This window comes from Nocardia arthritidis NBRC 100137 (assembly GCF_001612765.1).
Taxonomy (GTDB): domain Bacteria; phylum Actinomycetota; class Actinomycetes; order Mycobacteriales; family Mycobacteriaceae; genus Nocardia; species Nocardia arthritidis.
The window spans coordinates 16,292-39,251 of record NZ_BDBB01000032.1 but is presented as its reverse complement, the minus strand read 5'-3'; the positions used below and the strand labels follow the sequence as shown (position 1 = coordinate 39,251).

25 protein-coding genes are annotated in these 22,960 nt (G+C 67.9%); 7 read left to right on the top strand and 18 right to left on the bottom strand.

What is annotated here, in order from left to right; translation table 11 throughout:
• Window positions 1-2: 2 nt before the first annotated feature.
• On the bottom strand, window positions 3-992 hold the full coding sequence (locus NA8_RS22040) for a GlxA family transcriptional regulator (protein ID WP_063052247.1): 990 nt from the start codon (window positions 990-992) through the stop codon (window positions 3-5).
• A 140-nt stretch (window positions 993-1,132) separates the two neighbouring features.
• On the opposite strand from NA8_RS22040, the gene NA8_RS22035 reads away from it, so the two are divergent.
• The 3 genes from NA8_RS22035 (at window position 1,133) to NA8_RS22025 (ending at window position 5,803) form a co-directional block, all read left to right on the top strand.
• Window positions 1,133-2,044, top strand: coding sequence for an NAD-dependent epimerase/dehydratase family protein (locus tag NA8_RS22035; RefSeq protein ID WP_157106835.1), 912 nt, complete (start codon window positions 1,133-1,135; stop codon window positions 2,042-2,044).
• A gap of 221 nt (window positions 2,045-2,265) precedes the next feature.
• Complete coding sequence (locus tag NA8_RS22030; protein WP_439957408.1) at window positions 2,266-4,428, top strand: MMPL family transporter; 2,163 nt, start codon at window positions 2,266-2,268, stop codon at window positions 4,426-4,428.
• Window positions 4,429-4,825: 397 nt separating this feature from the next.
• Complete coding sequence (locus tag NA8_RS22025) at window positions 4,826-5,803, top strand: alpha/beta hydrolase (protein WP_063052244.1); 978 nt, start codon at window positions 4,826-4,828, stop codon at window positions 5,801-5,803.
• A 48-nt stretch (window positions 5,804-5,851) separates the two neighbouring features.
• Here the strand turns inward: NA8_RS22025 and NA8_RS22020 are convergent, their stop codons facing one another.
• The gene (locus NA8_RS22020) at window positions 5,852-7,999 is read right to left on the bottom strand and encodes a hypothetical protein (protein WP_063052243.1); all 2,148 of its coding nucleotides are present in this window, start codon (window positions 7,997-7,999) and stop codon (window positions 5,852-5,854) included.
• A 545-nt stretch (window positions 8,000-8,544) separates the two neighbouring features.
• Between NA8_RS22020 and NA8_RS22015 the strand changes: the two genes are divergently transcribed.
• Window positions 8,545-8,874: a TfoX/Sxy family protein gene (locus NA8_RS22015; RefSeq protein ID WP_063052242.1), complete on the top strand. Its 330-nt coding sequence runs from the start codon at window positions 8,545-8,547 to the stop codon at window positions 8,872-8,874.
• Between the two features lie 12 nt (window positions 8,875-8,886).
• Here the strand turns inward: NA8_RS22015 and NA8_RS22010 are convergent, their stop codons facing one another.
• Both NA8_RS22010 and NA8_RS22005 read right to left on the bottom strand, forming a co-directional pair.
• On the bottom strand, window positions 8,887-10,590 hold the full coding sequence (locus NA8_RS22010) for a metallophosphoesterase (protein ID WP_063052270.1): 1,704 nt from the start codon (window positions 10,588-10,590) through the stop codon (window positions 8,887-8,889).
• A gap of 205 nt (window positions 10,591-10,795) precedes the next feature.
• Window positions 10,796-11,494: a TetR/AcrR family transcriptional regulator gene (locus NA8_RS22005; RefSeq protein ID WP_084466986.1), complete on the bottom strand. Its 699-nt coding sequence runs from the start codon at window positions 11,492-11,494 to the stop codon at window positions 10,796-10,798.
• 133 nt (window positions 11,495-11,627) lie between these two features.
• On the opposite strand from NA8_RS22005, the gene NA8_RS22000 reads away from it, so the two are divergent.
• Window positions 11,628-12,074, top strand: coding sequence for a cupin domain-containing protein (locus NA8_RS22000; protein WP_063052241.1), 447 nt, complete (start codon window positions 11,628-11,630; stop codon window positions 12,072-12,074).
• A gap of 180 nt (window positions 12,075-12,254) precedes the next feature.
• Window positions 12,255-12,647, top strand: a complete 393-nt coding sequence (gene gcvH / locus NA8_RS21995; RefSeq protein WP_063052240.1) for a glycine cleavage system protein GcvH — start codon at window positions 12,255-12,257, stop codon at window positions 12,645-12,647.
• Between the two features lie 34 nt (window positions 12,648-12,681).
• Here gcvH and NA8_RS21990 read toward each other — a convergent pair whose 3' ends face one another.
• From NA8_RS21990 to NA8_RS21940, 11 genes are read right to left on the bottom strand one after another with little or no spacing between them, the layout of a single operon-like run.
• Window positions 12,682-13,404, bottom strand: a complete 723-nt coding sequence (locus tag NA8_RS21990; RefSeq protein ID WP_063052239.1) for a TVP38/TMEM64 family protein — start codon at window positions 13,402-13,404, stop codon at window positions 12,682-12,684.
• A gap of 48 nt (window positions 13,405-13,452) precedes the next feature.
• Window positions 13,453-13,752 (bottom strand): gas vesicle protein K, encoded by a 300-nt coding sequence (locus NA8_RS21985; RefSeq protein ID WP_063052238.1) that lies wholly within the window; start codon window positions 13,750-13,752, stop codon window positions 13,453-13,455.
• Window positions 13,745-13,972: a gas vesicle protein gene (locus tag NA8_RS21980; protein WP_063052237.1), complete on the bottom strand. Its 228-nt coding sequence runs from the start codon at window positions 13,970-13,972 to the stop codon at window positions 13,745-13,747. The genes NA8_RS21985 and NA8_RS21980 overlap by 8 nt, the downstream gene beginning before the upstream one ends.
• Entirely contained in the window at window positions 13,969-14,760 is a 792-nt protein-coding gene (locus NA8_RS21975) for a GvpL/GvpF family gas vesicle protein (protein ID WP_063052236.1), read from the bottom strand. The genes NA8_RS21980 and NA8_RS21975 overlap by 4 nt, the downstream gene beginning before the upstream one ends.
• Window positions 14,757-15,146: a gas vesicle protein GvpJ gene (gvpJ, locus tag NA8_RS21970; RefSeq protein ID WP_063052235.1), complete on the bottom strand. Its 390-nt coding sequence runs from the start codon at window positions 15,144-15,146 to the stop codon at window positions 14,757-14,759. The genes NA8_RS21975 and gvpJ (NA8_RS21970) overlap by 4 nt, the downstream gene beginning before the upstream one ends.
• Complete coding sequence (gvpO, locus tag NA8_RS21965; protein ID WP_063052234.1) at window positions 15,143-15,475, bottom strand: gas vesicle protein GvpO; 333 nt, start codon at window positions 15,473-15,475, stop codon at window positions 15,143-15,145. Before gvpO ends, gvpJ (NA8_RS21970) begins: the two co-directional genes overlap by 4 nt.
• A 28-nt stretch (window positions 15,476-15,503) precedes the next feature.
• Window positions 15,504-15,734, bottom strand: a complete 231-nt coding sequence (locus tag NA8_RS21960) for a gas vesicle protein GvpG (protein WP_063052233.1) — start codon at window positions 15,732-15,734, stop codon at window positions 15,504-15,506.
• A gap of 3 nt (window positions 15,735-15,737) precedes the next feature.
• Window positions 15,738-16,499, bottom strand: a complete 762-nt coding sequence (locus NA8_RS21955) for a GvpL/GvpF family gas vesicle protein (RefSeq protein WP_063052232.1) — start codon at window positions 16,497-16,499, stop codon at window positions 15,738-15,740.
• A complete protein-coding gene (gvpJ, locus tag NA8_RS21950) occupies window positions 16,499-16,909 on the bottom strand; it encodes a gas vesicle protein GvpJ (RefSeq protein WP_157106834.1) in 411 nt (136 codons plus the stop codon). Before gvpJ (NA8_RS21950) ends, NA8_RS21955 begins: the two co-directional genes overlap by 1 nt.
• Window positions 16,906-18,108 carry an SRPBCC family protein gene (locus NA8_RS21945; RefSeq protein WP_063052269.1) on the bottom strand — a complete coding sequence of 401 codons (1,203 nt, stop codon included), beginning with the start codon at window positions 18,106-18,108 and terminating at the stop codon, window positions 16,906-16,908. Before NA8_RS21945 ends, gvpJ (NA8_RS21950) begins: the two co-directional genes overlap by 4 nt.
• A 5-nt stretch (window positions 18,109-18,113) precedes the next feature.
• On the bottom strand, window positions 18,114-18,776 hold the full coding sequence (locus tag NA8_RS21940; protein WP_157106833.1) for a hypothetical protein: 663 nt from the start codon (window positions 18,774-18,776) through the stop codon (window positions 18,114-18,116).
• A 318-nt stretch (window positions 18,777-19,094) separates the two neighbouring features.
• Here NA8_RS21940 and NA8_RS21935 point away from each other — a divergent pair, with 318 nt between their 5' ends.
• Window positions 19,095-19,550: a VOC family protein gene (locus tag NA8_RS21935; RefSeq protein WP_063052267.1), complete on the top strand. Its 456-nt coding sequence runs from the start codon at window positions 19,095-19,097 to the stop codon at window positions 19,548-19,550.
• Window positions 19,551-19,662: 112 nt separating this feature from the next.
• Here NA8_RS21935 and narI read toward each other — a convergent pair whose 3' ends face one another.
• Genes narI through narH form a run of 3 tightly spaced genes read right to left on the bottom strand, consistent with a single transcriptional unit; the run spans window position 19,663 to window position 22,834 of the window.
• Window positions 19,663-20,421, bottom strand: a complete 759-nt coding sequence (narI, locus tag NA8_RS21930) for a respiratory nitrate reductase subunit gamma (RefSeq protein WP_063052230.1) — start codon at window positions 20,419-20,421, stop codon at window positions 19,663-19,665.
• A complete protein-coding gene (gene narJ / locus NA8_RS21925) occupies window positions 20,418-21,098 on the bottom strand; it encodes a nitrate reductase molybdenum cofactor assembly chaperone (RefSeq protein WP_063052229.1) in 681 nt (226 codons plus the stop codon). The genes narI and narJ overlap by 4 nt, the downstream gene beginning before the upstream one ends.
• On the bottom strand, window positions 21,095-22,834 hold the full coding sequence (gene narH, locus NA8_RS21920; protein WP_245663946.1) for a nitrate reductase subunit beta: 1,740 nt from the start codon (window positions 22,832-22,834) through the stop codon (window positions 21,095-21,097). Before narH ends, narJ begins: the two co-directional genes overlap by 4 nt.
• Window positions 22,835-22,960 lie beyond the last annotated feature (126 nt).

Below are 22,960 nucleotides of genomic sequence, written 5' to 3'. Positions count from 1 at the left end.
GGTCACCGGCCCCCGCGGATCGTTTCCCCGTCCGAGTTCGGGTGGGCCGGCGCGCGGGTGAACGACGCGCGGTAGCTGCTCGGTGGCACCCCGACGTGCCGGATCATGTGCTGGCGCAACGATTCCGCGGAGCCGATGCCGCTGTGCCTGGCCACCTGGTCCATCGGCAGCGTGGTGGATTCCAGCAGTTCTCTGGCGCGGTGCAAGCGCTGGTGCAGCAGCCATCTCTGCGGGCTGAGACCGGTCTCCTCGTGGAAGCGGCGAGTCAGCGTGCGAACGCTGGTGCGCGCGTGAGCGGCCAAGTCGTCCAGCGACAGCGGCGAGTCCAGCCGTTGCAGCGCCCAAGCGCGGGTGTCGGCGAGCGTCAGGCCGTTCTCCGCGGGCAGCGGCGCGTCTACGAATTGCGCTTGCCCGCCGGGCCGGACGGGCGTGACGACGGCGGCACGAGCGGCGGCGTTCGCCACCGTCGCCCCGTAGTCGGCGCGGATGAGGTGCAGACACAGATCTATTCCGGCCGCCGCGCCGGCGGCCGTGGTGATCGGCCCGTCCTCGATGAACAGCGCGTCGCTGCGGACCGACACGTCCGGATGGTTCGCCGCCAGTTCCTCGGCCAGGGCCCAGTGCGTGGTGGCGGTGCGGCCGGACAGCAGGCCGGCTTGCGCGAGGACGAAGGCGCCGCTGCAGATCGAGGTGACGCGTGTGCCCGCAGCCACCGCGCGCCGCAAGGCGGCGAGCGTGGCAGCGTCGGCGTCCGCACGGCTGCCCGTGCTCGGCACGATGACGATGTCCGCTTCCTCGATCGCCTCCAACCCCCGGGAGACGACCACGTCGAAGCCGCCCAGTCCCGAGGGGACTATGCCGGGCACGGCGGTGCACACCAGAATTCGGTAACCGGGCTCGCCATCCACCATCGCCGCGCCGAGCACCGTTTCCGGCATGGCCAGATCGAAAGCCTTCACCGGGGGAACCGCGACAACGGCGACAGTCTGCATGGCCTGATCCTTGGGATAAATGGCAATCCGGCCAGTATTGTATCCGCCCGCGCCACGGCAGGCTGAGTAGCACACGATCGGCCAACCGCACGGCGAGTGCACCGGTCGTGCGAAGGATGTTGTCGCAGAGAGGAATACACGTGCCATCGCATGTCATCGTCGGACGTGGCGCCACCGCTTCGGCCACCGCGGCGCTACTGGCCGAGTCCGGCGACCGGGTACATATGGTCAGCCGCAGTGGCGCCGGTCCCGACCACCCGAATATCGAACGAATCGCTCTGGACGCGCTGGATACCGCCGCGCTGACCACGGTCGCGGCGGGCGCCGACACCGTGTTCAACATGGCCATGCCCGCGTATCACACCTGGCCGGAGGCGATTCCGCCGCTGTTCGGATCCATTCGCGCCGTCGCCGAGCGGGTCGGGGCGAACTACGTGATGCTCGGCAATCTGTACGGCTACGGTCCCGTCGACGGCCCGGTCACCGAGCAGTCGCCGCTCGCGGCCACCGGGCCGAAAGGGAAGGTGCGCGCCCGGATGTGGCGCGAAGCCGAAGAGGCGCACCGCGCGGGGCGAGTGCGCGTCACCGAGGTCAGAGCAGGGCAATTCGTCGGCCCTGGTGCGTTCTCGCTGTTCTCGCTGCTCGCCCAGCCGAAGATCCTGGCCGGACAGTTGGCGCTGCTGCCGCAGGAACTCGACCTGCCGCACGCCTACACCGCGGTCGGTGACGCGGCGGCGGCAGCGGTCGCCGTCGCTCGCGACGAGCGCGCGTGGGGCCGTCCGTGGCATGCGCCGGTCATCACCGCGACCGCGCGGGAGCTGGCCGGACGGTTCGCCGCGGCCGCCGGGGCGCCCGAGCCGCGGCTGGCGGTCATGAGTGATCGGGAACTGACGCTGCTCGGTCTGACCGATCCCTTCTGGGCCGAGCTGTTCGAGACCTATCACATGTCGCATGCGGCGTTCGCGGTCGACGACTCGGCCATCCGTCACACCTTCGGCCTGAAGGCATCCGACCTGGACGAGGTCTTGGCGCAGGTGGTGCGCGCGGGCTGAGCGGGGGCGCGGCGGTTCGTCGGCCCCGCCGCGCGGCCACGTAGCAGCGCTTCTTCGTCGGTCCGTCGCGGAATGGTCATCCCAGCGCCGTGGAGCGCTGTGGTGTGGGCCGCATTGCCCGTAATACCCCCGTGGGTATAGTAGGCCGGGACAATACCCCCGGGGGTATAGCGGCAGGGCCCATGGCGCTGCGTTCCCTGCGACAAGGAAAGGAAGCACCGATGCGGCCGACGACTATCAACGGGCGAAAAGGTGTCGACGCTGGTGACCAAGTGCGGTCCGGAGGCATGCTGGCCCGATGGGGCGCGGTAATGGCCGGGCGCGGCCGGGTCGTGTTCGGCGTGTGGCTGGTGGCGCTGCTGGCGCTGGGAGCCGCCGCGCCCAGCGTGTTCACCTCGCTGGCCGGCGCCGGATGGCAGGCCGATGGCTCGGAGTCGGTCCGGGTCCGCGAGCTTGCCCAGCAGCATTTCGGGGGGAATTCGTCGGCGGCGGTGCAGGTGGTGGTGCATTCCGACACCGAGACGGTTGCAGACCCGGCGATGCGGCAGACTGTGGGCCGGGTGTCGGCGATCTTCGCGAGCGACTCCCGCTTCGGGGCGGTCGTCCCGCCGCAGCCGGGCATGACGATCAGCCCCGACGGCCATACCGGCATCGTGATCGCGGGCGCGAACGCCTCCACCGATGACATGGTGAAGGCCGTCGATGAGCACAAGGCGGCGCTGACGGCGCTGTCCGGTGCCGGAATCGAGGTCTATCCCACCGGTGCGTCGGCATTGTGGAGCGATTTCAACAAAGCCAACCACGACGCGATGATCAAGGCCGAGCTGTTCTCCTGGCCGGTCACGCTGGCGATCATGGTCCTCGCGTTCGGGTCGCTGGTCGCGGCCGGGCTTCCGCTGTTGCTGACGGTGGCCGGACTGGTCGCTTCGGCCGGTGGCCTGGTGCTGCTGAACCACCTCACGCCGATCTCGGTGTGGGCGATGAACTTCGCCATGATGTTCGCTCTCGCGTTGGGCATCGACTACGCGCTGTTCCTGGTCGCGCGCTTCCGCGACGCGCTCACCAGATCCGCTGATTCCCGTTCGGCGGTGGCCGAGACCATGGCCACCGCGGGCAAGGCTGTCGTGCTCTCGGGTTCGACGGTGCTGGTCAGCCTGTCGGCGGTGCTGCTGGTCCCGGCTCCCGCGGTGCGCACCATGGCCGTGGGCATCATGCTCGCGGTGGTGTTCGTGCTGGCCGCCACGCTGACGCTACTGCCCGCGGCGCTGGGCGCGCTGGGCGAGCGGATCAATGCCGCGGCTCTGCCTCATGCCACTCGTCAGCAACATCGGTCACCGCGCTTCGCCAGATGGGGACATCTGTTGCACGACCATCCGTGGCCGTTCGCGGTCGCCGCACTCGGTGTACTGGTGGCGCTGGCCTTGCCCGCTACGGGTTTGCAGGTCGCGATGCCCTCGATCCAGGTCGTGCCCGACGACGCGCCCGTGCGACAAGGCTACGAGCTGGTCCAGCGTCAGTTCGGCGATGGCGCGCCCGGCGCGCTGCAAATCATCGTTCCCGCGGCTGATGCCGCCCGCAGTGCCGAGTCGGCCGGTGCGACCGACGGCATCGCCATGGTCACTCCACTCGTGCGGACCGCCGACGACTCCGGGCTGGTCATGATGCAGGCGCTGCCTGCCGTCGACCCCTCCGATCACCGGCTGGGCGGAATCCTGGACGATCTGCGTGAGCGGCTGCCGGCCGATGCCCTGGTCGGTGGCGCACCGGCGGAGAACCTCGACTTGCAGCGGGCGCTCGACGACTACCTGCCGATCGTGGTCGGGGTGATCCTCATCCTGGGTTTCGTTCTGCTGCTGGTGGCGTTGCAGGCGCCCGTCATCGCCGCGCTGGGCACCCTGGTGAGCCTCTTGTCGACCGCGGCCGCGTTCGGTGTGGCGAAGTTGGTCTTCCAGGACGGCCACGGCGCGGGCCTGCTCGGCTTCACTCCGCAGGGATTCCTCGACGGTTGGGGGCCGGTGTTCTTCTTCGCGATGATCTTCGCCATCGCCATGGACTACACCGTTTTCCTCTTGGCCACGGCCAAGGAGCACTACGAACACTCGAAAGACCCCCGTGCGGCGGGCGTCGAAGGTCTGGCCCACTCCGGCCGGGTCATCTTCGCCGCAGCCGCGGTGATGGTCGCGGTGTTCTTCACCTTCGCGCTCGCCGATCCGCTTCCGCCGAAGGAAATGGGCATCATCCTCGGTGTGGCGGTGCTGCTCGACGCGGTGGTCGTGCGCTTGGTGCTGTTGCCGGTCGCGCTGCGCTTGACCGGCCGGGCCGCCTGGTGGTCGCCGGGTTGGCTGCGCCGGGTCCTGCCCCCCATCAGTTTCGCCCACCACTAGATCCGGTGGTCGAGGTCACGCACGAACCGGCATTGCAGGCGGATGGCCGCCGACGCCGCCATCCGCCTGCGCGCGCCCATCGATGCCTTCGGCGGCCGATGGATCATCGGTCGCGCGCGTAAGCCGGGGGTCCACGCCACCAGGTCTCGGCGCTGATCGTTCGGGCTCCGGTGGCCCTGGGTGGCGGTGCGTCCCCGAACTGAGCTTGCCCGCCGGCGCAGCACGGGGTGACGATGTTCGGTACGAACGGGTGCGTGTTAGCTAAAAATTCGCTCTGATGATCATCTCTGGAATGTGGATCCTGGTTTATAGCATTTGAGCAGCAATTCTATTTGCATAGAAGAACGTGCTCAAAGAATGCTATCCGCGTAGGGGTGGCGTGGTAGAGACTCGTCTCATGTACCGGCTCCTGCGATGCCTGGTTCCACTTCTCGCGGTGTGCGCCGCCTTCGTCCCGGCCACGACTGCCGCCGCCGATCCCGGCGCGAGCATTCTCGATGTGCGCCCGCTGGGTGGGCGGGAGTTCGAAGTCGTCGTCCACTCCGCGGCGATGGATCGGCCCATCACGCTGTGGATGTCGCATCCGGGTTCCGGCGCACCCGCGCTGTACCTGCTGAACGCCGTGGACGGGGGTGAGGACGGCGGTCCGTGGACCCGGCGCACCGACGTGGCGGCGTTCTTCGCGGACAAACCGGTCAACGTGATCGTGCCGTTGAGCGGGCGCGCCAGCTACTACACCGATTGGCTGCGCGATGACCCTGTGCTCGGCCGCAACATGTGGACGACGTTCCTGACCAGGGAACTGCCGCCGCTGCTGGGGACCAGGTTCGGGATGAACGGCCGCAACGCCGTCGCGGGACTTTCCATGTCGGCGACTTCCGCGTTGGATCTCGCGATCGGTGCGCCCGGCCTGTATCAGGCGGTCGGCGCCTACAGCGGGTGTCCGCGCACCAGCGATCCGATGGGCCAGGCGATCGTCCGATCGCAACTGGGAGTGTTCGGCGCGGACCCGGCCAATATGTGGGGCCCGCCCGGCGATCCGGCCTGGGCCGAGCACGACCCCATGGTGCAGGCCGAGCGGTTGCGCGGTGTGGCGCTCTACATCTCGGCGAGCACCGGCGCACCGGGATCGCACGAGACGCTCAGCGATCCCGGCATCGACGGCAACCCCTTCCGGCTGGTGGATCGGTTGCTGGTGGGCGGAGGCATGGAGACGGTGATCAACGGTTGCACTCGGGCGTTCGTGGACCGGCTGAACGCTCTCGGCATCCCCTTCACGGCGAATCTCCGCCCCGCGGGCACGCATGCCTGGACATATTGGCAGGACGACCTGCACGAGTCCTGGCTGCTGTTCGCGGGTGCGCTGGGCGTCTGATCGGGACGACCCGGCGGTTGGGCCGGGTTCGACCGGGTCGCCCGCTCGCTACGGATTCCAGGGGTCGAGCCCACCCTCGGGATCCAGGTGGTCGAGGTTGGCGACGCGCCTGGCCGATCGCATCAAGGCTTCCCGGTTGATGTCGTTCGGATTCTCGTAGTAAGTCCGGGCCGCCTGCTGGTGTAAGGTCGCGACTCGGTGCCCGATCGCCCATCGGGTGTCACGCCCCGCGCCGTCCCACTCGTCCGGCGTGATCGCCGCCCGCAGGGCCCGGTCCGAATGCCAATTCTGCTCGACCCGCTGCACGAACCCGTGATCGATGGTGGCCCCGGGGGCCGGTGCGTTGCTGTGCCGGACGAAGCTGTCCGCCGCGATGACCGCCTGAGCGGCGAAGGCGTCGTGCGCTTCGTGGTCGACATGGTTGTCCACCGCCCACGCCGCCGCGATCGCCTTCTGCAACGGTGCGAAGCTGTACGGATTCTGCGAGGCCGTCGATTCCTGGACGGAGTACGCCGTGAACGCGTTGGTCACCCGCTCGTGGGACGCGCCGGAGGAGAGCAGAACGGCATGGATCCGGGAATCGGGAACCTTGTTGTCCCGAAGCACTTTCAAGGCGCGGGAGACGCCCAGCTGGGTGCGCATGCCCCCCATCGGCGCGGCCGCGTCGACCGCCACACCCCGCCAGTTCGTGCGGGACAGTTGGTGCTCGATGTATCCCTCTTCGCGGCTGGCCAGAATTCTCCTGGTGGAGCGTTCGATCCTCCTTCGTGTGCTCGACAGCGGGTTCAACGGATTGACCCTTCCTCCGGCGAGCCATGCCGTCACCGGCGAGGAGTTGATGGCATTGAGCGTGGTGAGGGTGCTCACCAAACCCATTCCGGGCGCGGACTTTCCAGCGCCGCCACCGCCCATCCCGAGGGCGGTGCCGCTGCCGCCGCTCGCGGACTTGCCCTGACCCTGGATCGCGAGGCCGAACCGGTTGGCGATCCAGTCGTTGCCGCGACTGAGGCCGCTGCTGAGGCGTCTGAGCTGGAACACGGCGACGATCTCGACGGTGCCCGCGATGATGATCACCGCCATGACCTGGCCGCGAGCCTGCGCGAAAAGGTTGCCCATGAACAGGATGTAGACCCCGAGAAAGATGGTGTACGCCGTCATGCGCGCCGCCGCGACGAAGCTGTCCACGATATTGCGAACCAGGAACGTCTGCGTCGGGCCGTACACGAATCCGCCTGCGGCGAAGCCGAATATCGACATGAACCCGTGATAGATCGTGTCCAGCGCGGCCTTGATCACCTTGAGTCCGAGGTACATCGCGAAGACCAGCAAGATTCCGCCGCAGGTCAGCAGCATGAGCCCGGTGGCGACCTGCCCCATGGAGGGGTTCTCGGCCTTCGCGTGCGCTGCGGCGTCGCCGCACGACTTCAAGCCGCTGATCACCCGGGCGTCGTCGCCTGCCGCCACCCCGGCCGACCACGCCGACCGGCAGGCGGGCCGCTGGTCGACCGTATGGCCGAAATTCCACACCTGCAGCGGCTGCCGGGCGAAATTGTCGGCGAGATCGCTCTGCATCGTCGCCACCAGCTGGCTCGGATTCGGATCGGCGTCGCCGTTCAAGCCCGCGGCCACCGAGATGCCGAGATCGCGGCCCTGCGCCAGTAACCCGTGCGAGGACAGCACGTCCGCCAAGGGCTCGGCCAGGAACAACGGACCCAGTAGCGCCACGCCCACCATCGTCACCACCTGCATGGTGGCCTTCGCGTGGTAGCCGCGCGCGATGAACCACCCGACGCAGACCGCGCCGATGCTCGCCGCCGTGACCAGCATGATCGGGGTCGCGATCTGTGCCGTCATGGCCTCGGCCACGCCGTGCAGGGCCGCACTGAACATGTCCAGCCACCGGAAGCTCAGTGCGTAGCCGATCAACCAGATCGCCGTCGTGACGATGGCTATGTAACCGATGAACTCGAAACCCAGCACGGCCCACAGAATGGTGGCGCGCGGCTTGAACAGGCTTTCGTCGCCGGTGGCGAACCGGTAGTCCGACAGCGCGATACCCGACGAGTCGTGGATGTTCATCCAGCTGAGGCCGTCGATCTGGGAGGTTCCGGCCGTGCCGCCCGCGGCGTCCTGTGCGGCGGCCAGTGCGCCGACGAAGCCGGGGAAGACGAAGAGCGTGAAGATGATCAGTGCCATCCAGACGGCCCGGCGCCGCCAACGACCTGTTGCGAAACGCGGCCACCGGCTCGGCACACCGCCGCGCGACGCGCGCCCTGCCGTGCGGAATGTGTCCCGGACCGGAATCGAATGCCGCCTGGATGACTTACGGCGGACAGCGCGTGATCGCACCGCTGGGGAGCAGATGTGCACGGAAGAGTCCTTCGTCCCGTCTCTGGGGGCGCAGCCGACTGCGAAAAGTGAAACGGATTGCGCGCTAGAGCCAATGACAATGCGTGGCACCGTCTCACGCCTGTATTACAGAGGGGTACGGAAACATCCGCTTGAACGTCCAATGACATCCAGGCGGCTCGGGAGTGTACGTACGTACTGCGTCCGCATACCTAGGATTGCGATCAAAAACACTGTGGTGCAGTAATTTTCAGTATCGACCACCGCAGCCGGATGCGTGCCGCGTCATCGAGATGTGCGGTGCCGGGCCGCCGAGGACCCGGGAGAGGACACGCGGGCGTTCTCGACCGGTGGAACGCCGAGTTGTCGGATACCGGGTGAACAATGCCGCTATGGCATACGACGAGGAACTGGCCGAGCGGATCCGGGAACTGATCGTGCCCGGCCCCGAACTCACCGAGCAAAAGATGTTCGGCGGACTCGCCTTCTTGATCGGCGGCAATATGGCGGTCGCCGCCAGCGGGCAGGGCGGTCTGCTCGTGCGGGTGGATCCTGAGGAAGGCGAGCGGCTCCTGGGTGACGCCGTGCAGCCCATGGTCATGGGCGGTCGCGAGATGGTCGGCTGGTTGCGGGTCACCGCCACCGACGACGACGAAGTCCTGCGGGAATGGGTCGAGCGCGGCATCGCCTACGCCCGGACCCTTCCGCCGAAGAAGAAATAGAACCCGCCCGGCTCAGGACCGGACCTGCCGCCGGAACAGCACACGGTCGAACTCGCGGCCGTACTCGTCGACCGCGACCACGTCCATCTCGCTGGCGAATACGCCCGGCCGGACGTCGACGCGCAGGAAGGAGTAATTCCGGAAGCGGACCCGTGACCATGGCGCGGCTTCGTCCTGCTTGCCGCCGCCCGGGGTCCACACGTAGCTGTTCGGCACCCCGGTATCGGACAATTCGTTGCCGCGGAAGGTCTCTTGTGAGCCCGGCTGGAATTCGTAGCGCGGGCGTCCACCGCCGCCCACGGTGTAGTACACGGTCCCGTCGGTTTCCGGGTAGACGATCGAATTGTCGCCGGCGACCTTCGTCGCCTGTCCGCCGCGGATCGGGTCGGTGCGCTCGTAGACGTGGTTGTGGCCTTGCAACACCAGATCCACCTGGAATCGGTCGAACAGGCCCACCCACGCGTCCCGCACGCCGCCGTCGCTGGCGTGCGATTCGGTGGTCGAGTACGCGCAGTGGTGGAAGAAGCAGACGATGAAATCGATGTCGGGGTCGGCGCGGTAGGCGGCCAGGGTGCGCTCCACCCAGCTCGTCTGGGCGCCACCGGAGTAGCCGCTGTTCGCGCGGATCTCGTAGGAGACGTCGTTGGCGTCCAGCGATACCACCGCGACGTTGCCGTAGGTGAACGAGTACGCCGACGGGCAGCCCGCCGGACCGTTGCCGGGGAAGTCCAGGCGCGCCAGGTGCCCGCCGTAGCCGTGCTCGCCGTAGGTGCCTTCCATGTCGTGATTGCCGGTGGTGAACATCCACGGAGTCTGGGCGGCGCTGGACTCGATGGCGTTGAAGTAGACGTCCCAGACGTAGGGGTTGTACTTGTCGAACCCGCTCGCCGGTCGCGCTCCGTGCGCGGCGAACTGTCCCGGCTTGCCCGCGCCGGAAGGGTCGGCGTAGGCGATGTCGCCGGCGAGGATGTGGAAATCGGGCCGTGCGGCGGCGATCTGGCGCAGCACGTTGCTCGCGTGCGGCGCGGCGGGATCGTTGTCGGCCTTGTAGTACTTGTCGTCGTAGTCGCCGGGAGCGACGCCTTCGGGCAGCGCCGGGGTCTCGTCGGTGCCCTGGTCGCCCATCATGGTGAAGCGGAACGGAAGGACCGCCGGGCGTGCGCTGGGCATCGCGGGTGCGGCGGTGCGGATGTCGCCGGCGAATCCGTCGGAGGTCCGCCAGCGGTAGAAGTGAGGCACCCGGCCGGGCAGGCCGTCCACCGGGGCGTGGACGTAGAACTGTTCGGCCGCGAGCACGCCGCCGTCGGCGGTGGGCACCTGGGTGAGCAGGTTGCGCACTTCGGCTTCGACCGTAGCGCCCAAAGCCGGCGTCGGTCCGTGGTCGAGGTACACCGTGGCGCCCGCCGGACGCCGTGACAGCTGCGCCGCGAAACGCAACTGGCTTGCCGCGTCCGGGCCGAAAGCGACGTGTCGTCCACCCACCGCCAGCTGGGCCTCCTCGGCGTAGGCACGCCTGCCGAACGGCGCCGTGCCGATCGCGGCCACGGCGGCGGCCGCCGCGGCGCCGCGCAGGATATTGCGCCGCGACACCGGATGACGGCGCAGGTGGGAACGGTGCCATTCGTGCTGCTCGGTCATGGTCATGTGAGCGGCGAGATGGCCGGGGATTCCGGTGTCGGGAACGTCGCCTGCTGGATTCAGCGGTGTGGACGGCATACCGCAGATGCTGTACCGGCCGGGCGCGCCGAGCAACTCGACACCGCACCGCAGGCGGGAATACCCCGTGAACGACCGGGTTCGGCGCGTGCGATATGTGGCATATGCCGGAAATGCGCAAATGGGTGGTACCGGAACGCATTTCATCGATGGAACTGCTCATGCCGCGTCTTCGTGGGGCGTCGCGCGGACGGGTCGAACCGGTCTACGCCGGTGGCTGGTCAGACGGGTTCGGCGACTGCTCTCGGTCGGTGGGGGGATCGGGGTGGAACGGCGAGACGAGCGAATCGCTCCACGCGAAGCTCCGCGCACCCGGTCGCGCGCGCCCGGCGGCAGCTGCCGGTGGTTCGTTGTTCCCGGTCAGCCTCAGGACGGTCCGCTCGAGGGCGGGCAAGATCTGGGTGATGTCGAGATCGGCGTTCGCGAAGCGGCCGATCAGCGCGTAGGTCATATGGGTCAGCACGAGCGCGATGTCCGCGACGTAGTCGGGCTCGGCATCGGCGAAAAGACATGCGATGGCGGGCAGCACGGCGTCGAAGCCTTGGGCGTCCAGTCGCCGGCCGCCGGGCCCGGATCGTGCGCGATAGTAGGCTTCGAGCATCCGGGGATTTCGTTCCCAGGGTTCGAATATGTACCGCAACAACCGGATCAGGCCATCGCGAAGCGTCTCGCCTTCGATCTGCGGTGCCGGGGTGGCGTAGGTATTGGTCGCCATCCATCGCTCGACCGCGGCGAGCATCAGATCGTCACGAGTGGGGTACCGCTTGTAGACCGTGGCGAGGGAGACGTGCGCGTTCCGCGCGACCGCCCGCAGCTGGACCGCGTCGTAACCGTCCGACTCGAGCATCGACAACACGGTGTCGATGATCTTCGCCGCCGAATCCTCTTCGTCTGTCCGGGCCACGTAAGTACGGTAATCCAGTGGTCTTGTCGTGGATACTCGCCACCACAGCGGCGTCGCTCGGCGGGATTCCGATTCTCCCGCATCGTCACCGAACGAGGTTCCGGTGCGACACCCCCGTGACTAGGCTGCGGGGATGACGCTCTTTCTCCGCGTCGCCGTGGTACCGGTGGTACTCGCCGCCGCCCTGGTGAGTGCGGCGCATGCCGACGCGACGCCCGGTAGCGACATCACCGCCGTCACCCTCGGTGAGGCCCGGATCCCCGCGGGGCTCCTACCGTTCGTCGCGGGCACCGATCTGGTCGTCCGCGAGATCACGATCGGCCCCGGCGGCTCCACCGGCTGGCATTACCATGTCGGCCCGGTCTTCGGCTTCGTCCGATCCGGAACGCTCACCCACCCCGGTCCCGAATGTGACGCACCGGTCTATCGCACCGGCGAGTTCATCTACGAGCCCGCGGGCGAATGGAACGTCCACGTCGGTCTGAATCGCGGCAGCGAACCGCTCGTCCTCGACGTCGTCTACGCCCCACCGACAGGCGAGCCGCTGTTCATCGACGCACCCGCCCCGCCCTGCGCATAGCGCCCTCCTATCCCCTGGTCGTGAGGTCTCGGCGCGTGCGAACGATGAAGCATGCTTCGGCTGTGCCGGTCTCCGGTCGGTGTGTGCGAACTCGGACAACGCGGACCGTGTAGCAAGCTGTGCGGTGATCGTCCGCGGCGGGCGATCCGCGGTGCGTCGACTTCCGGATGGAGACCAGACATGTCGATGATTCCTGCTGAATTGAAGTACACCGATGCGCACATGTGGGCGCGGCTGGAGCGTGACGGCACGCTGGCGGTCGGACTCACCGACCATGCGCAACAGAACTTGGGCACGATCGTGTTCGTCACCACGCCCGGCGTTGGCACGTTCGTCGGGACCGGCGAGGCCGTCGGCGCCGTGGAGGCGGCCTCGGCCATCGCGGAGATGTACAGCCCGGCCCGCGGCGTAGTCGTCCAGGTCAACCCGGCGATCGCGGATGCCCCCGAGCAGGTGAACAACGACCCGTACGCGGCCTGGCTGTTCAAGATCAGGCAGGCGGAAGGCGTCTCGGACGACGAGCTGCTCGACGCCGACGCCTACCGCCGGTTGCTCGAGGAACTCGGCGCGTAACCGCGGAACGCCGCCCCGGCCGCAGGCGAGGGCTTCAGTCGTCCGGGTCGCGGTCCGGCACTGTTTCGCGACGTGCGTCCCGACCGCGCCAACTCCGGTAGCCGCGATGTGCGGCGAAAGCTCCGATGATCGCGGTGACGCACCATACCGCGATCGCGGTGTAGGCCAGAGGGGCCGAGAGGTCACCGATCGATGCGCCGAGCGCGGTGTAGACGAAGGCCCGTGGCGCCGATCCGATCAACGCGCCGACGGCCATCTGCCACAACGGAATTCCGAAAGCGCCGAAGACATATGACGCCAGCGCATCCGAGATACCCGGGACGAAGCGCTGACCGACGACGGCCCACATGCCGCGCCGTTCGATCCGGGCGTCGATGCGCTGGGCGCGCTCGGCGCCGAGCAAACCGCACGCGCTCTCGCGGCCGGCCCGCCGCCCGAGAAAGCTCGTGATGGTCGCCGTGCCCACCGCCGAACCCAGCGTCACGAACGTCCCCGCCAGCGGCCCGAACAGCAGACCGCTCCCGGCTGCCAGCAGTGGCCCGGGAACGAAGACGGCGCCGAGCACAGCCGACACCACCAGGTAGGCGAATGGCGCCGCAGCCCCCGTCGCCGCGACCATGCCGCGCACCCCCTCGACATCGATCACCCGCGCGACGGCGACGAGATAGAACATCACCGCCAGGCCCGCGGCGAACAGCGCGAGCCGTGCGAGGTGCAGCCGCCGGCTGCCGGGAGAGAGCTCATCGTCGCCGGTCATGGTGAGCCCAATCCTGCCGCACGCGCGACCACACCTCGACTCGTGGTTTCAGGGTGGGTCGCGGGGGAGGAGGGTGCCTAGGGGGCCGAGGTCGATGTTGAGGTCTTCGGGGGTGAGGCCGAAGTGGTCGCGGAGTTCCTCCATGCGTTGTTCCAGCAGCATGAGGGTGGTGCCGATGCGTTCGATCTGGGTGTCGGTGAGGTCGCCCGCGTCGACTCGGCGGAGTGCTTGGCGCTCCATGAGTTGGCGGAGGAGTTCGACCAGGGTGAGGACGAGGCTGACCAGTCCGCGTTCGACCGATTCGGGTTCGGTGTCGATGCGCGGGGGGATACCGCCGAATTCAGTCATCGGGCGGTTCCAGCGCGCCGTGCGTCGCGGGTCCGAGTGACGTGGACAGCGTGCTGATCGAGGAGATGAGGGCTCGCAGCGAGATCTGGACCAGGTCGACGTCCGCGATGGCGAGCTTGATGTCGCCGGTGATCACCACGCCGCCCGCCAGCACCCGATCCAGCAGGTCGACCAGCGCGACGCGGCGCTCGTCGTCGACCTCGCGGCCGGCCCTGCTCATGCCGGCTCTCGTTCCACGCCGGCGAAGGAATACGGTGGCCACGGGCCGGTGAGTTCGAGCCGGATGCCGGGGAATTCGTCGCCGAGCGCGGTGACGGTGGCGGCGAAGTCGTCGGCGTGATCGTCGTCCACGAGATAGGTCCCGTTGAGCACCATCCAGTCCCGGCGGCCACTGAGTGTCGGATCGGTCACCGCCTGACGCCGGCCCGCCGCGGCGTGGCGGACCAAGCGCGCATGGATTTGCTCGGCTCGCTGCGCCGCATCGCGTTCCACGGTTTCCTGTGCGGACAGTTGCGCGCGCCGCCGGGCCAGATACGCGGCGCCCGCGCCTTTCCCGCTGCCTTCGCTCGCACGGGCCTCGGCCACGGCGGCGGTCAGAGCGGCGCGGTCACCGTACGCCTTCACGCCCCACTCGGTGCGCGCGCTCACCAGCGCGAGCGCCGCGGCGAAGTCCGTTCGCCGCTCGTCGAGCAGGTCGCGCACCCGGTCGTCGTCGAGGAACACGGTGGCCAGCCGGAGCGGGACGGTCGGACCGCGGCGCACCGAGGCCGACACGACGGCGTCATGTGCCCGAGCCGTCCCCTCCAGCCAATCCAGATCCTCCAGATAACGTCGCAGTGGCTCCTCCCCGAACACCTCCAGCGGCACGGAGCCGACGAGGGCCGTCAGATCGCCGGAGACCACCGCGCGCACCGGCTCACCCGCGACGCCGCTCAACTTGCCGAGGTCCGTCGAGTCGCCTCGGCTGGACGTCACCGCGTACAGCCAGACTCCGAGCCCGTCGGTCACGATCGCTCGTCCCTCGGCTCGCGACGGCGCTCGATGGGTTGCCGTCGTTGGCTTCCGGCCTCCAATTCGGCGATCCGGTCGCGCAGTTGCCGATTCTCGAGTTCGAGATCGTGATCCTGCCGCTCCAGCGTGCGGGCTTTGCTGTTGAGCCACGGGTCGGTCTCCCACCAGTCGATGCCCACCGACTTGGCCGTTTCCAAGGACGCGATCACCAATCGCAGCTTGATCGTGAGCAGTTCGATGTCGAGCAGGTTCACCTGGATGTCGCCTGCGATCACCAGGCCCTTGTCGAGCACCCGCTCGAGGATGTCGGCGAGGTTCGTCGACGAATGGCCGCCGCCTCCGTACGGCTGCGGTGCGGACGATCCGCCGCCGACCACCGTCATTGCCGAGCCCTTCCGATGTCGGTGCTGCCGCGGGCGTAGCGTCTGGCTCGGCGGTAGGCCAGCAGGTTCCCGTCCAGATCGATCTCGACCTCGTAGAGCGCGAGAATGTCCGCCGACGAGGGGATGCGGCGGTCCTCGAGCACTTCGATCTCCACCTGCCAGCCGTCCTCGGTCGGTTCCATCGAGGTGACGCCCTGCACCTGTTTCGAGGTCAGTTCCACGAAGAGTTGCACCGCCACCGCGACGGCCTGCGCCGTGGTGAGGGGAGGTGGTTCGTCGGAAGCCGACTGCACGTCCTCGGAGGCTTCGGAGGTGGTCTTGCGTGCCACGCCAGTCACTCCTTCCGGTCGATCGTGATCATGCTTGCCGACCGGTCATGCGATCCAGGACCGCCTGCTGCGCTTGTTTCCGCTCCTCTTCGGACAGCTGACCGGCTGCCGCGGCCGCATCGATCTCCTCGAGTTGCCGCCGCATGGTGGCGGGGTCGTGCATCTTCTGGTCCACCTGGTCCTGGATCACTTCGCCCAACCAGATGACGCCGCGGACCGGTGCGATGGGCAACGACAGGATCGTCGACAGCAGACCCATGCCTCACCCCTCGGGTGTGCGCTTGGTGACGAAATCGTAGGCCGCCATCGGGCCGAGCAGGTTCAACTCCACGCGGCCGTCCCATTCCTCGCCGAGGCGGCGAAGCGTGTCCTCCAGTTCTTTCTGCCGGGCCAGTTCGACCAGCACCGCGATGTGGACGGCGTCCTCCTCGTGGGTGGGTTCGCGCTGGTTGACCAGTGGCTCGAACTCCTCGAGCTCGGCGACCACCTTGCGGGTGTCCTCGGCTCGCTTGGCCTCGATCGCCTGATTGATCAGCTCGCCCAGCGCGATCCGGGAATTGCGGGTGGCGTCCTCCGGTTTGTCGCGGATCTCGTCGCGCAGCCGGGCGGCCTCGGCGTTCTCCTCGAGCAACTCCCGCAGGATGGTGTCCTCGACGTAGCGCCCTTTGACCACGAATTGTGCACGGCCTTCGAGCTGCTCGAGCGCGGAGCGGAATTCGTCCTCGTTCGCGCCGAGCAATTCGTTCTCCACCGCCTCCGCGTCGCTCATAACCGCGCCGAACCGCAGCGGCAGCACCGGGGCGACGGCCGCCGAGCCGTCCAGCAGCTCGGCATGCGCGGTGAGGTCGTCGGGTGTGCCCAGCGGACGCTCCGATTGCATCGTGCTGACCAGCGCGGCGATCTCGCCGTGCCGCACCACCGCGACCTCGCCCGGAGGATCGCCCACTCCGGTGGCGTGTGGCTCGGGCTCCACGTCGGCGGGCACGATGCCGTAGACGTACAGGGCGGCTTGGTCGGTTGCCATCACCCCTCCTTGCGCCTGGGCCGGCTCGCGGTCTGACGCTTGTCCTGTACATCGCCGAGAAAGTCCATGACCTTCTCTCCCGCTGCCTCGAGCGCACCGCTCGTCTTGTGCTTCGCCGCGCCCTGGGTGACATCGCCGACGATGTCGGTCAGACCTTTCGGTTCGCTGGTGGAGATCTCCAGCCGGTTGACGGCCTCGGCGAAACGCAGATACGTGTCGACACTGGCCACCACGATGCGGGCATCGATGGTCACCAGTTCGATGCCGACCAGCGACACGCGTGCGAACGCGTCTATGACCAGTCCTTTGTCGAGAATCGTGTCGATCACGTCGGCCAGGCTGGAGGAGTTCGGGCGCGCCATCGTGCCTGCTCCGCCACCGCCGCCTCCGCCTGCGGGTTCGATGGTCATGTGTGTGCTCCTCGCCTCTCGCGCGACCGGCGGGTCACGGTGGTACGGCGAGCGGCCGGGCGACGGCGGGGCGGCTCGGATTCGTCCTCCTCCTCCTCCTCGTCCTCGCTCTCGTCTCGCTCGTCGGATTCTTGCTCGTCGGTCTCGTCTTCTTCGTCCGGCTCCTCGTCGGGTTCTTCGTCCGGTTCTTCGTCCGCGGACGCCTCGTCTCGGTCTTCCTCGGTGTTCTCTTCCTCCTCCTCGCGTCGTGCGGTCTCGTCGTCCTTGACGACCTCGCTGTCGCGGATCTCGCCGTGCCAGCCGACGATGTCGTCGGGATGCAACACGGCCTCGGTCATGATGTGCCGCTGGAAGTGCTTGAGTTCCAAGCGGCACCGGCGACCGGCCGCGCGCCACATGTTGGCGGTCTTCTCGAAGAAACCTTTGGGGTGGTATTCCAGCACCACGAGGATGCGGGTATAGCTCGGTGTGATCTCGTGGAAGGTGACCGCGCCATCGATGTAGCCCTTGGCGCCCTTGGAACGCCAGACGATCCGCTCGAACGGCACCTGCTCGAGAATCGTGGATTCCCAGGTGCGCCTGGACCAGAACACTTTGCCGGTCCAGCTGAGCTTCTCGTCGGCCATCTGCTCGACTTGCTCGAGCTTCTTGGTGAACTTCGGGAAGTCCGCGAACTGGGTCCACTGGTCGTAGGCCAGGTCGAGGGGAACGCCGACGTCGATGTGCTCGACGATATTGGTCAGCTTGATCTTCTTGCCGCCACCTTTGCCCTTGCCGCCGGTCAGCGACTCCTTCGCAGATTCGAACCCTTGGCGCAGCGTGTGGCCGATCTTGCTCTTGCCCATGCTCATGGCCGCCTGCAACGGCGAGGCGCCGCCGGCGAGCTTCTCCACGCCGGTCACCGCCGACAGCAGATTGCCGCTACCGCCTTCGGCGTACTCGGTCAACCGGCCTGCGGTCTTCGACACCTTGTTCGTCAGCCCGGACACCGCCCGGTCGGCCAGGGTCCCGGCGAGGTTCTGCATCGACTCCTGCAGAAGGCCGGTCGGCTTGGCCGGTGGGGCCTTCTTCCCGGCGCTCGCTCCCGCTTGCTTCTTGGCGGTCGAACCCGCTCGGGTCGCGGTTTTGGTGGCCCGGCCCGCCGTGTCGGTGGCCAGTTTGCCGACTCCGGCAGTCGCGTCGCGCAACGTCTTCGCCATCGGGCTCATCTCCTCGTGCGACGCACGGGCGGCGCGTCGTCGGTATCGGAGCGACTACGGCGTCCACGGGTTCCGGTCGGCTTGCGAGCCGCGGAGCCGGACGTACGGTCCGCGGTCCGGGAGCCCGCTCCGCGCCTGGCGGAGGCGCCCGACCCACGGGCGCGCGGCCGCGCGGCGGGTCGCTCGGCCTCGGCCTCGTCCTCGTCCGCGGGCTGGTCGGTGTCGTCCTCGTCTTCCTCGTACTCGTCCTCGAGATCCTGATCCTCATCGGAGGACGTCTGCTCCTCGTCCTCGGCGGACGCTTGTTCGTCGTCGTACTCGCCCTCGCCGGAATCCGTCTCCCGGGAGCCGCCTCGATCCTCGTCCGCGAGCAGCGTCGAACCCTCCTGCAACCGGGCGTTCAGCGCATCGAGCCGGTTGCTTGCCGCGGCGACCGCGGCGGACCGCGCCGCGCCGAGCAACTCGCCGCGCACGGTGTCGGTGATCTTGGACAACTCGGGCGACGATTTGAGCAGCGACGTCCCGCGCTCGAGCAGGTCTCCGGTCGTTCCTCCGGACCGCTTGGCCATCGCGGCGCCCGCCAGCGACAACGCGAAGCGCATCTTGCGCGTGCGGCCCAGCAGGTATCCGACGCCCACCCCTAGCGCGATTCTTCCTCCACCCTCCATTGCTCACTCCTTGCTCGCCTCGACGGCCACTGCACCGGCGGAGCCGGGGCGCCGAGACTTTGACGTCTTCAGAAGTGGGGTAGACCACACTGCAGCGGCCAAACATCAGCGTATGCCTGGTTACCTGATGGGTCGATGGTTCTGCCTGCGAGAAGCTGGCAAGCGGGGGTTATCGCAGCACTATCAGCGATCGCTCGGCCAGAGCACTGGACGCTGCCGGAAAAGAATTTCGGGAAAGTTCGCGAACTATGTCGAAGACGAACCGGCGACTCCGACCAGTAGGTGACAGCAGGTCATACCACAGCACAGGAGCACATCATGTCCGTCAACACCTTCTTCTGGTTCGACAACGCCGCCGAGGAAGCCGCCGCCTTGTACGTCTCGGTGATTCCGAACTCGCGGGTGGTCGAGGTCTCCCGCAACTCCGATGGCTCGGCGTTCATCGTCTCGCTGGATCTCGACGGTCACCCGGTCACGCTGATGAACGGCGGGCCGGACCACCCGCTCACCGATGCCGCGTCACTGCAGGTGGTCGTGGACACTCAGGACGAGATCGATCGCCTGTGGGACGCCCTCACCGCCGGCGGCGGCGAGCCAGGGCCGTGCGGCTGGTTGACCGACCGCTACGGCCTGTCCTGGCAGGTCGTGCCCGCCGCGCTGCCGAAGCTGATGGGCGGCGAGGATCCCGCCAAGACCATCGCCGTCGGCACCGCCCTGCGGTCGATGTCCAAGCTCGACGTCAAGGTGCTGCAAGACGCCTACGACAACGCCTGATCCTTCGGGATACCGCACCGCCGACCGGTCGAGTGCCGCCGCAACGCCCGCCCGACGCGGAAGACCCCGCCCGGACGCCATTGTCCGGACGGGGTCTTCATGCGCGGCGTCTCTAACGCCAGCGTTCGGGAGTGACGGGCGCGTCCCACGCTCGGGCGTAACGGCGCTTGTCGGGAGCGTCGTATTCCTTGCTGCGGTAGATCACATACGGCCGCATCAAGTAGCCGACGGGCGCACTGAACATGTGCACCAACCGGGTGTAGGGCCACAGCCCGATCAGCGCGAGCACGACCAAACCGTGCAGCTGGAAGGTCCACGGCGTGTCCACCATGAGTTCGGGCTCAGGGGCGAGAGTGAACAGGCTGCGGAACCAGGGCGAGACCGTTTCGCGGTAGTTGTAGGTGCCCCACAGCAGATTGCTGCCCCACGTGTTGAGCAGGCCGGTCACCAGCGCGGCGGCCAGCAGCGCGTACATCAGCTTGTCGTTGCCGGTCGTCGCCTTGCGGACGGCGGGCACCGTGAAACGCCGGTAGAGCAGGATGCCCACGCCCGCCAGCACGGCGAGACCGGCCACCGAGCCCGCCGCGACGGCGATCACGTGGTAGAGGTGCTCGGAGATCCCCACGGCCGAGGTCCACGATTCCGGGATCAGCACGCCGAGCACGTGCCCGCCGAACACCCCGAGCATGCCGAAGTGGAACAGCGGGCTGCCCAGGCGCAGCAGGCGGCTCTCATAGATCTGTGAAGAGCGAGTGGTCCAGCCGAACTGGTCGTTGCGGTAGCGCCACAGATGCCCGAGCACGAACGAGGTGAACGCGACGTACGGCAGGATCAGCCACAGCGCGATCGGCAGGTTCGGCGTTGCGTTCATCGTCGGCCTTCCGATCCGTCGAACAGGGAGGGGTCCATCGCGAAGGGTTCCAATCCGACTTCCTCTTCGGGCGGCCCCTGGGCGGCGAGTTCGGCGATGCGCCTGCGATCCGCGGTGGTCGGCGGCGGCAGCGTCGCCCCGATCGCCGCGAGCACTCCGGCATAGGGGGAGCCGTTGTCCGACAGCGAAAGCCGCAGCAACTCCAGCACCGGAACATGCTCGCCGAGCAGCCGTTCGCCGCCGATCGGATCGACGGTGGCGGCGAACTCCAGCAGCACGGGCAGGTGGTCGGGCAGCTCTTCGTCACCGAGTTCGACACCGGCGTGCCGGTAGGCGTGCTTGAACCGCAGCAGCGCCATCCCGCGCTTGCGGGTGTCGCCGTAGGCGTAGAAGGTCAGGTGCAGGCTGGCGCGGCGGCGCATGTCGAAGGTCGCGACGTAGTCCGCGGCGAGTTCCAGCGGCGGAGTCGTCCGCAGGTAGTCGAGGCATTCGTCCAGGTGGGCGCGCACTTCGTCCGGTAGGGCGGCCGCGGCCGTCGCCAACTGGCCGACCATGGCAAGCGTCTGCTCGCCCGGATAGTCAAGCAGCAGCGCGGCGATCCGCCAGACCAACTGACGGTCGCGCTGGGCCAGTTCGACCGCCGGTTCCGGGCGGCGCCGCAGTTTCAGCAGGCTCATCGCCCTGCTCCGGTCGGAGTCGAGGTCGGATCACCGGCGCGCCCATTGTTCGCGCCGCTGGCGTGCCCGTTGCTCGCGCCGTCGGCGTGCCCATTGCCGGAGCCGTCGCCGTTGGTGTCGCCGTTGGCATGCCCGTTGCCGTTGACAGCGCCATTGCTCGGCAGCAAACCGTCGGTGCTCTTGCCGTCCCAGTTCAGCAGATTGATCCGGGACGACTTCTCCTGCGGCGCGGCGCCATTGGTGTCGGTGAGGTGGAACTTCTCCACCATCTGGTCGAACGCCGTCATGCCCGGTCCGCCGTCGGTGTCCAGGCTGCATCCGGTGGCGAGCGAATCCAGTTCGTGCGCGCGGGCTCCCGCGCCGGTCGGGATGACGTAGCGGTGCTCGTACTTGGCGATGGCCAGCAGCCGGTACATCGCCTCGATCTCTTCCGGCTCCAGCCGCACCGAGGGCGCGATCGAGGGATCGGGCTCCTCCCCGAGGTTCACCGACCGCATGAACGAGCGCATCGCCGCCAAGCGCTGCAACGACGCGCGCACCGGGCCCACGTCACCCGCGGTGAACAGCTCGGCCAGGTACTCCACCGGAATGCGCAGCGCGTCGATGGCGCCGAACAGGTTCGAGGCGTTCTCGCCGTCGTGACCGGTCTCGGTGAGCACGTCCACCACCGGCGACAGCGGCGGCACGTACCAGACCATCGGCATGGTGCGGTACTCCGGATGCAGCGGCAACGCGATCTGGTAGTCCACGATCAGCTTGTAGACCGGCGAATCCTGGGCGGCCTGAATCCATTCCGGCGAGATCCCGGCGCGCTCGGCCTCGGCGATGACGCGCGGATCATGGGGATTGAGGAACACACCGAGCTGGGACGGGTAGAGATCGGCGTCCTCGGTGACCGACGCGGCCTCCAGCACGGCGTCGGCGTCGTAGAGCATCACACCGATGTAGCGCAATCGCCCGACGCAGGTCTCCGAGCACACCGTCGGGATGCCGACCTCCACGCGCGGGTAGCAGAAGGTGCACTTCTCCGCCTTGCCCGTCTTGTGGTTGAAGTAGATCTTCTTGTACGGGCAGCCGGACACGCACTGCCGCCAGCCGCGGCACTTGTCCTGGTCCACCAGCACGATGCCGTCCTCGGCGCGCTTGTAGATCGCGCCGGAGGGGCACGACGCCGCGCACGACGGATTGAGGCAGTGCTCGCAGATCCGCGGCAGGTAGAACATGAAGGTCTCTTCGAACTCCAGTTTCACCTGATCGGACAGCTTCGCCAGCAGCGGGTCCTTGCCGACCTGCTCGGGACCCGAGCCGAGGTCGTCATCCCAGTTGGCGCCCCAGGTGACCTTCGTGTCCTCACCGGTGATCAGCGATTTGGGCCGCGCGACCGGCGTGGTGTCGATCTGCGGCGAGGACAGCAGGTTGTCGTAGTCATAGCTCCACGGCTCGTAGTAGTCCTCGACCGTGGGCAGATCCGGGTTGGCGAAGATGTTCAGCAGCCGCTTGAGCCGGGAGCCGGACTTCAGGGTGAGCTTGCCGCGCTTGTTCAGCGTCCAGCCGCCCTTCCACTTCTCCTGATCCTGGTATTGCCGCGGATAGCCCTGTCCGGGCCGGGTCTCCACGTTGTTGAACCAGACGTACTCGGTGCCGCCGCGATTGGTCCAGGCCTGCTTGCAGGTGACCGAGCAGGTGTGGCAGCCGATGCACTTGTCCAGGTTCATCACCATGGCCAGCTGTGCCATGACTCGCATGTCAGTACCGCTTTCCTGCGTCGGTAGGTGCGTGGTGGGTCCGCGTGTCGCCCTCGCCCATGTCAGTACCGCTTTCCTGCGTCGGTAGGTGCGTGGTGGGTCCGCGTGTCGCCCTCG

What these genes read in the sequence shown, in the direction of transcription:
- NA8_RS21955 (WP_063052232.1), bottom strand. Translation starts at nt 16,499, where the DNA reads ATGGCAACCGACCAAGCCGCCCTGTACGTCTACGGCATCGTGCCCGCC.
- NA8_RS22030 (WP_439957408.1), top strand. Translation starts at nt 2,266, where the DNA reads ATGCGGCCGACGACTATCAACGGGCGAAAAGGTGTCGACGCTGGTGAC.
- NA8_RS22040 (WP_063052247.1), bottom strand. Translation starts at nt 992, where the DNA reads ATGCAGACTGTCGCCGTTGTCGCGGTTCCCCCGGTGAAGGCTTTCGAT.
- gcvH (WP_063052240.1), top strand. Translation starts at nt 12,255, where the DNA reads ATGTCGATGATTCCTGCTGAATTGAAGTACACCGATGCGCACATGTGG.
- narI (WP_063052230.1), bottom strand. Translation starts at nt 20,421, where the DNA reads ATGAACGCAACGCCGAACCTGCCGATCGCGCTGTGGCTGATCCTGCCG.
- NA8_RS21935 (WP_063052267.1), top strand. Translation starts at nt 19,095, where the DNA reads ATGTCCGTCAACACCTTCTTCTGGTTCGACAACGCCGCCGAGGAAGCC.
- NA8_RS21960 (WP_063052233.1), bottom strand. Translation starts at nt 15,734, where the DNA reads ATGGGTCTGCTGTCGACGATCCTGTCGTTGCCCATCGCACCGGTCCGC.
- NA8_RS21985 (WP_063052238.1), bottom strand. Translation starts at nt 13,752, where the DNA reads ATGACTGAATTCGGCGGTATCCCCCCGCGCATCGACACCGAACCCGAA.
- narH (WP_245663946.1), bottom strand. Translation starts at nt 22,834, where the DNA reads ATGGCACAGCTGGCCATGGTGATGAACCTGGACAAGTGCATCGGCTGC.
- gvpJ (WP_063052235.1), bottom strand. Translation starts at nt 15,146, where the DNA reads ATGACGGTGGTCGGCGGCGGATCGTCCGCACCGCAGCCGTACGGAGGC.
- NA8_RS21945 (WP_063052269.1), bottom strand. Translation starts at nt 18,108, where the DNA reads ATGGCGAAGACGTTGCGCGACGCGACTGCCGGAGTCGGCAAACTGGCC.
- NA8_RS22020 (WP_063052243.1), bottom strand. Translation starts at nt 7,999, where the DNA reads ATGGCACTGATCATCTTCACGCTCTTCGTCTTCCCCGGCTTCGTCGGC.
- narJ (WP_063052229.1), bottom strand. Translation starts at nt 21,098, where the DNA reads ATGAGCCTGCTGAAACTGCGGCGCCGCCCGGAACCGGCGGTCGAACTG.
- NA8_RS21990 (WP_063052239.1), bottom strand. Translation starts at nt 13,404, where the DNA reads ATGACCGGCGACGATGAGCTCTCTCCCGGCAGCCGGCGGCTGCACCTC.
- NA8_RS21940 (WP_157106833.1), bottom strand. Translation starts at nt 18,776, where the DNA reads ATGGAGGGTGGAGGAAGAATCGCGCTAGGGGTGGGCGTCGGATACCTG.
- gvpJ (WP_157106834.1), bottom strand. Translation starts at nt 16,909, where the DNA reads ATGACCATCGAACCCGCAGGCGGAGGCGGCGGTGGCGGAGCAGGCACG.
- NA8_RS22010 (WP_063052270.1), bottom strand. Translation starts at nt 10,590, where the DNA reads ATGCCGTCCACACCGCTGAATCCAGCAGGCGACGTTCCCGACACCGGA.
- NA8_RS22025 (WP_063052244.1), top strand. Translation starts at nt 4,826, where the DNA reads ATGTACCGGCTCCTGCGATGCCTGGTTCCACTTCTCGCGGTGTGCGCC.
- NA8_RS22015 (WP_063052242.1), top strand. Translation starts at nt 8,545, where the DNA reads ATGGCATACGACGAGGAACTGGCCGAGCGGATCCGGGAACTGATCGTG.
- NA8_RS21980 (WP_063052237.1), bottom strand. Translation starts at nt 13,972, where the DNA reads ATGAGCAGGGCCGGCCGCGAGGTCGACGACGAGCGCCGCGTCGCGCTG.
- NA8_RS22000 (WP_063052241.1), top strand. Translation starts at nt 11,628, where the DNA reads ATGACGCTCTTTCTCCGCGTCGCCGTGGTACCGGTGGTACTCGCCGCC.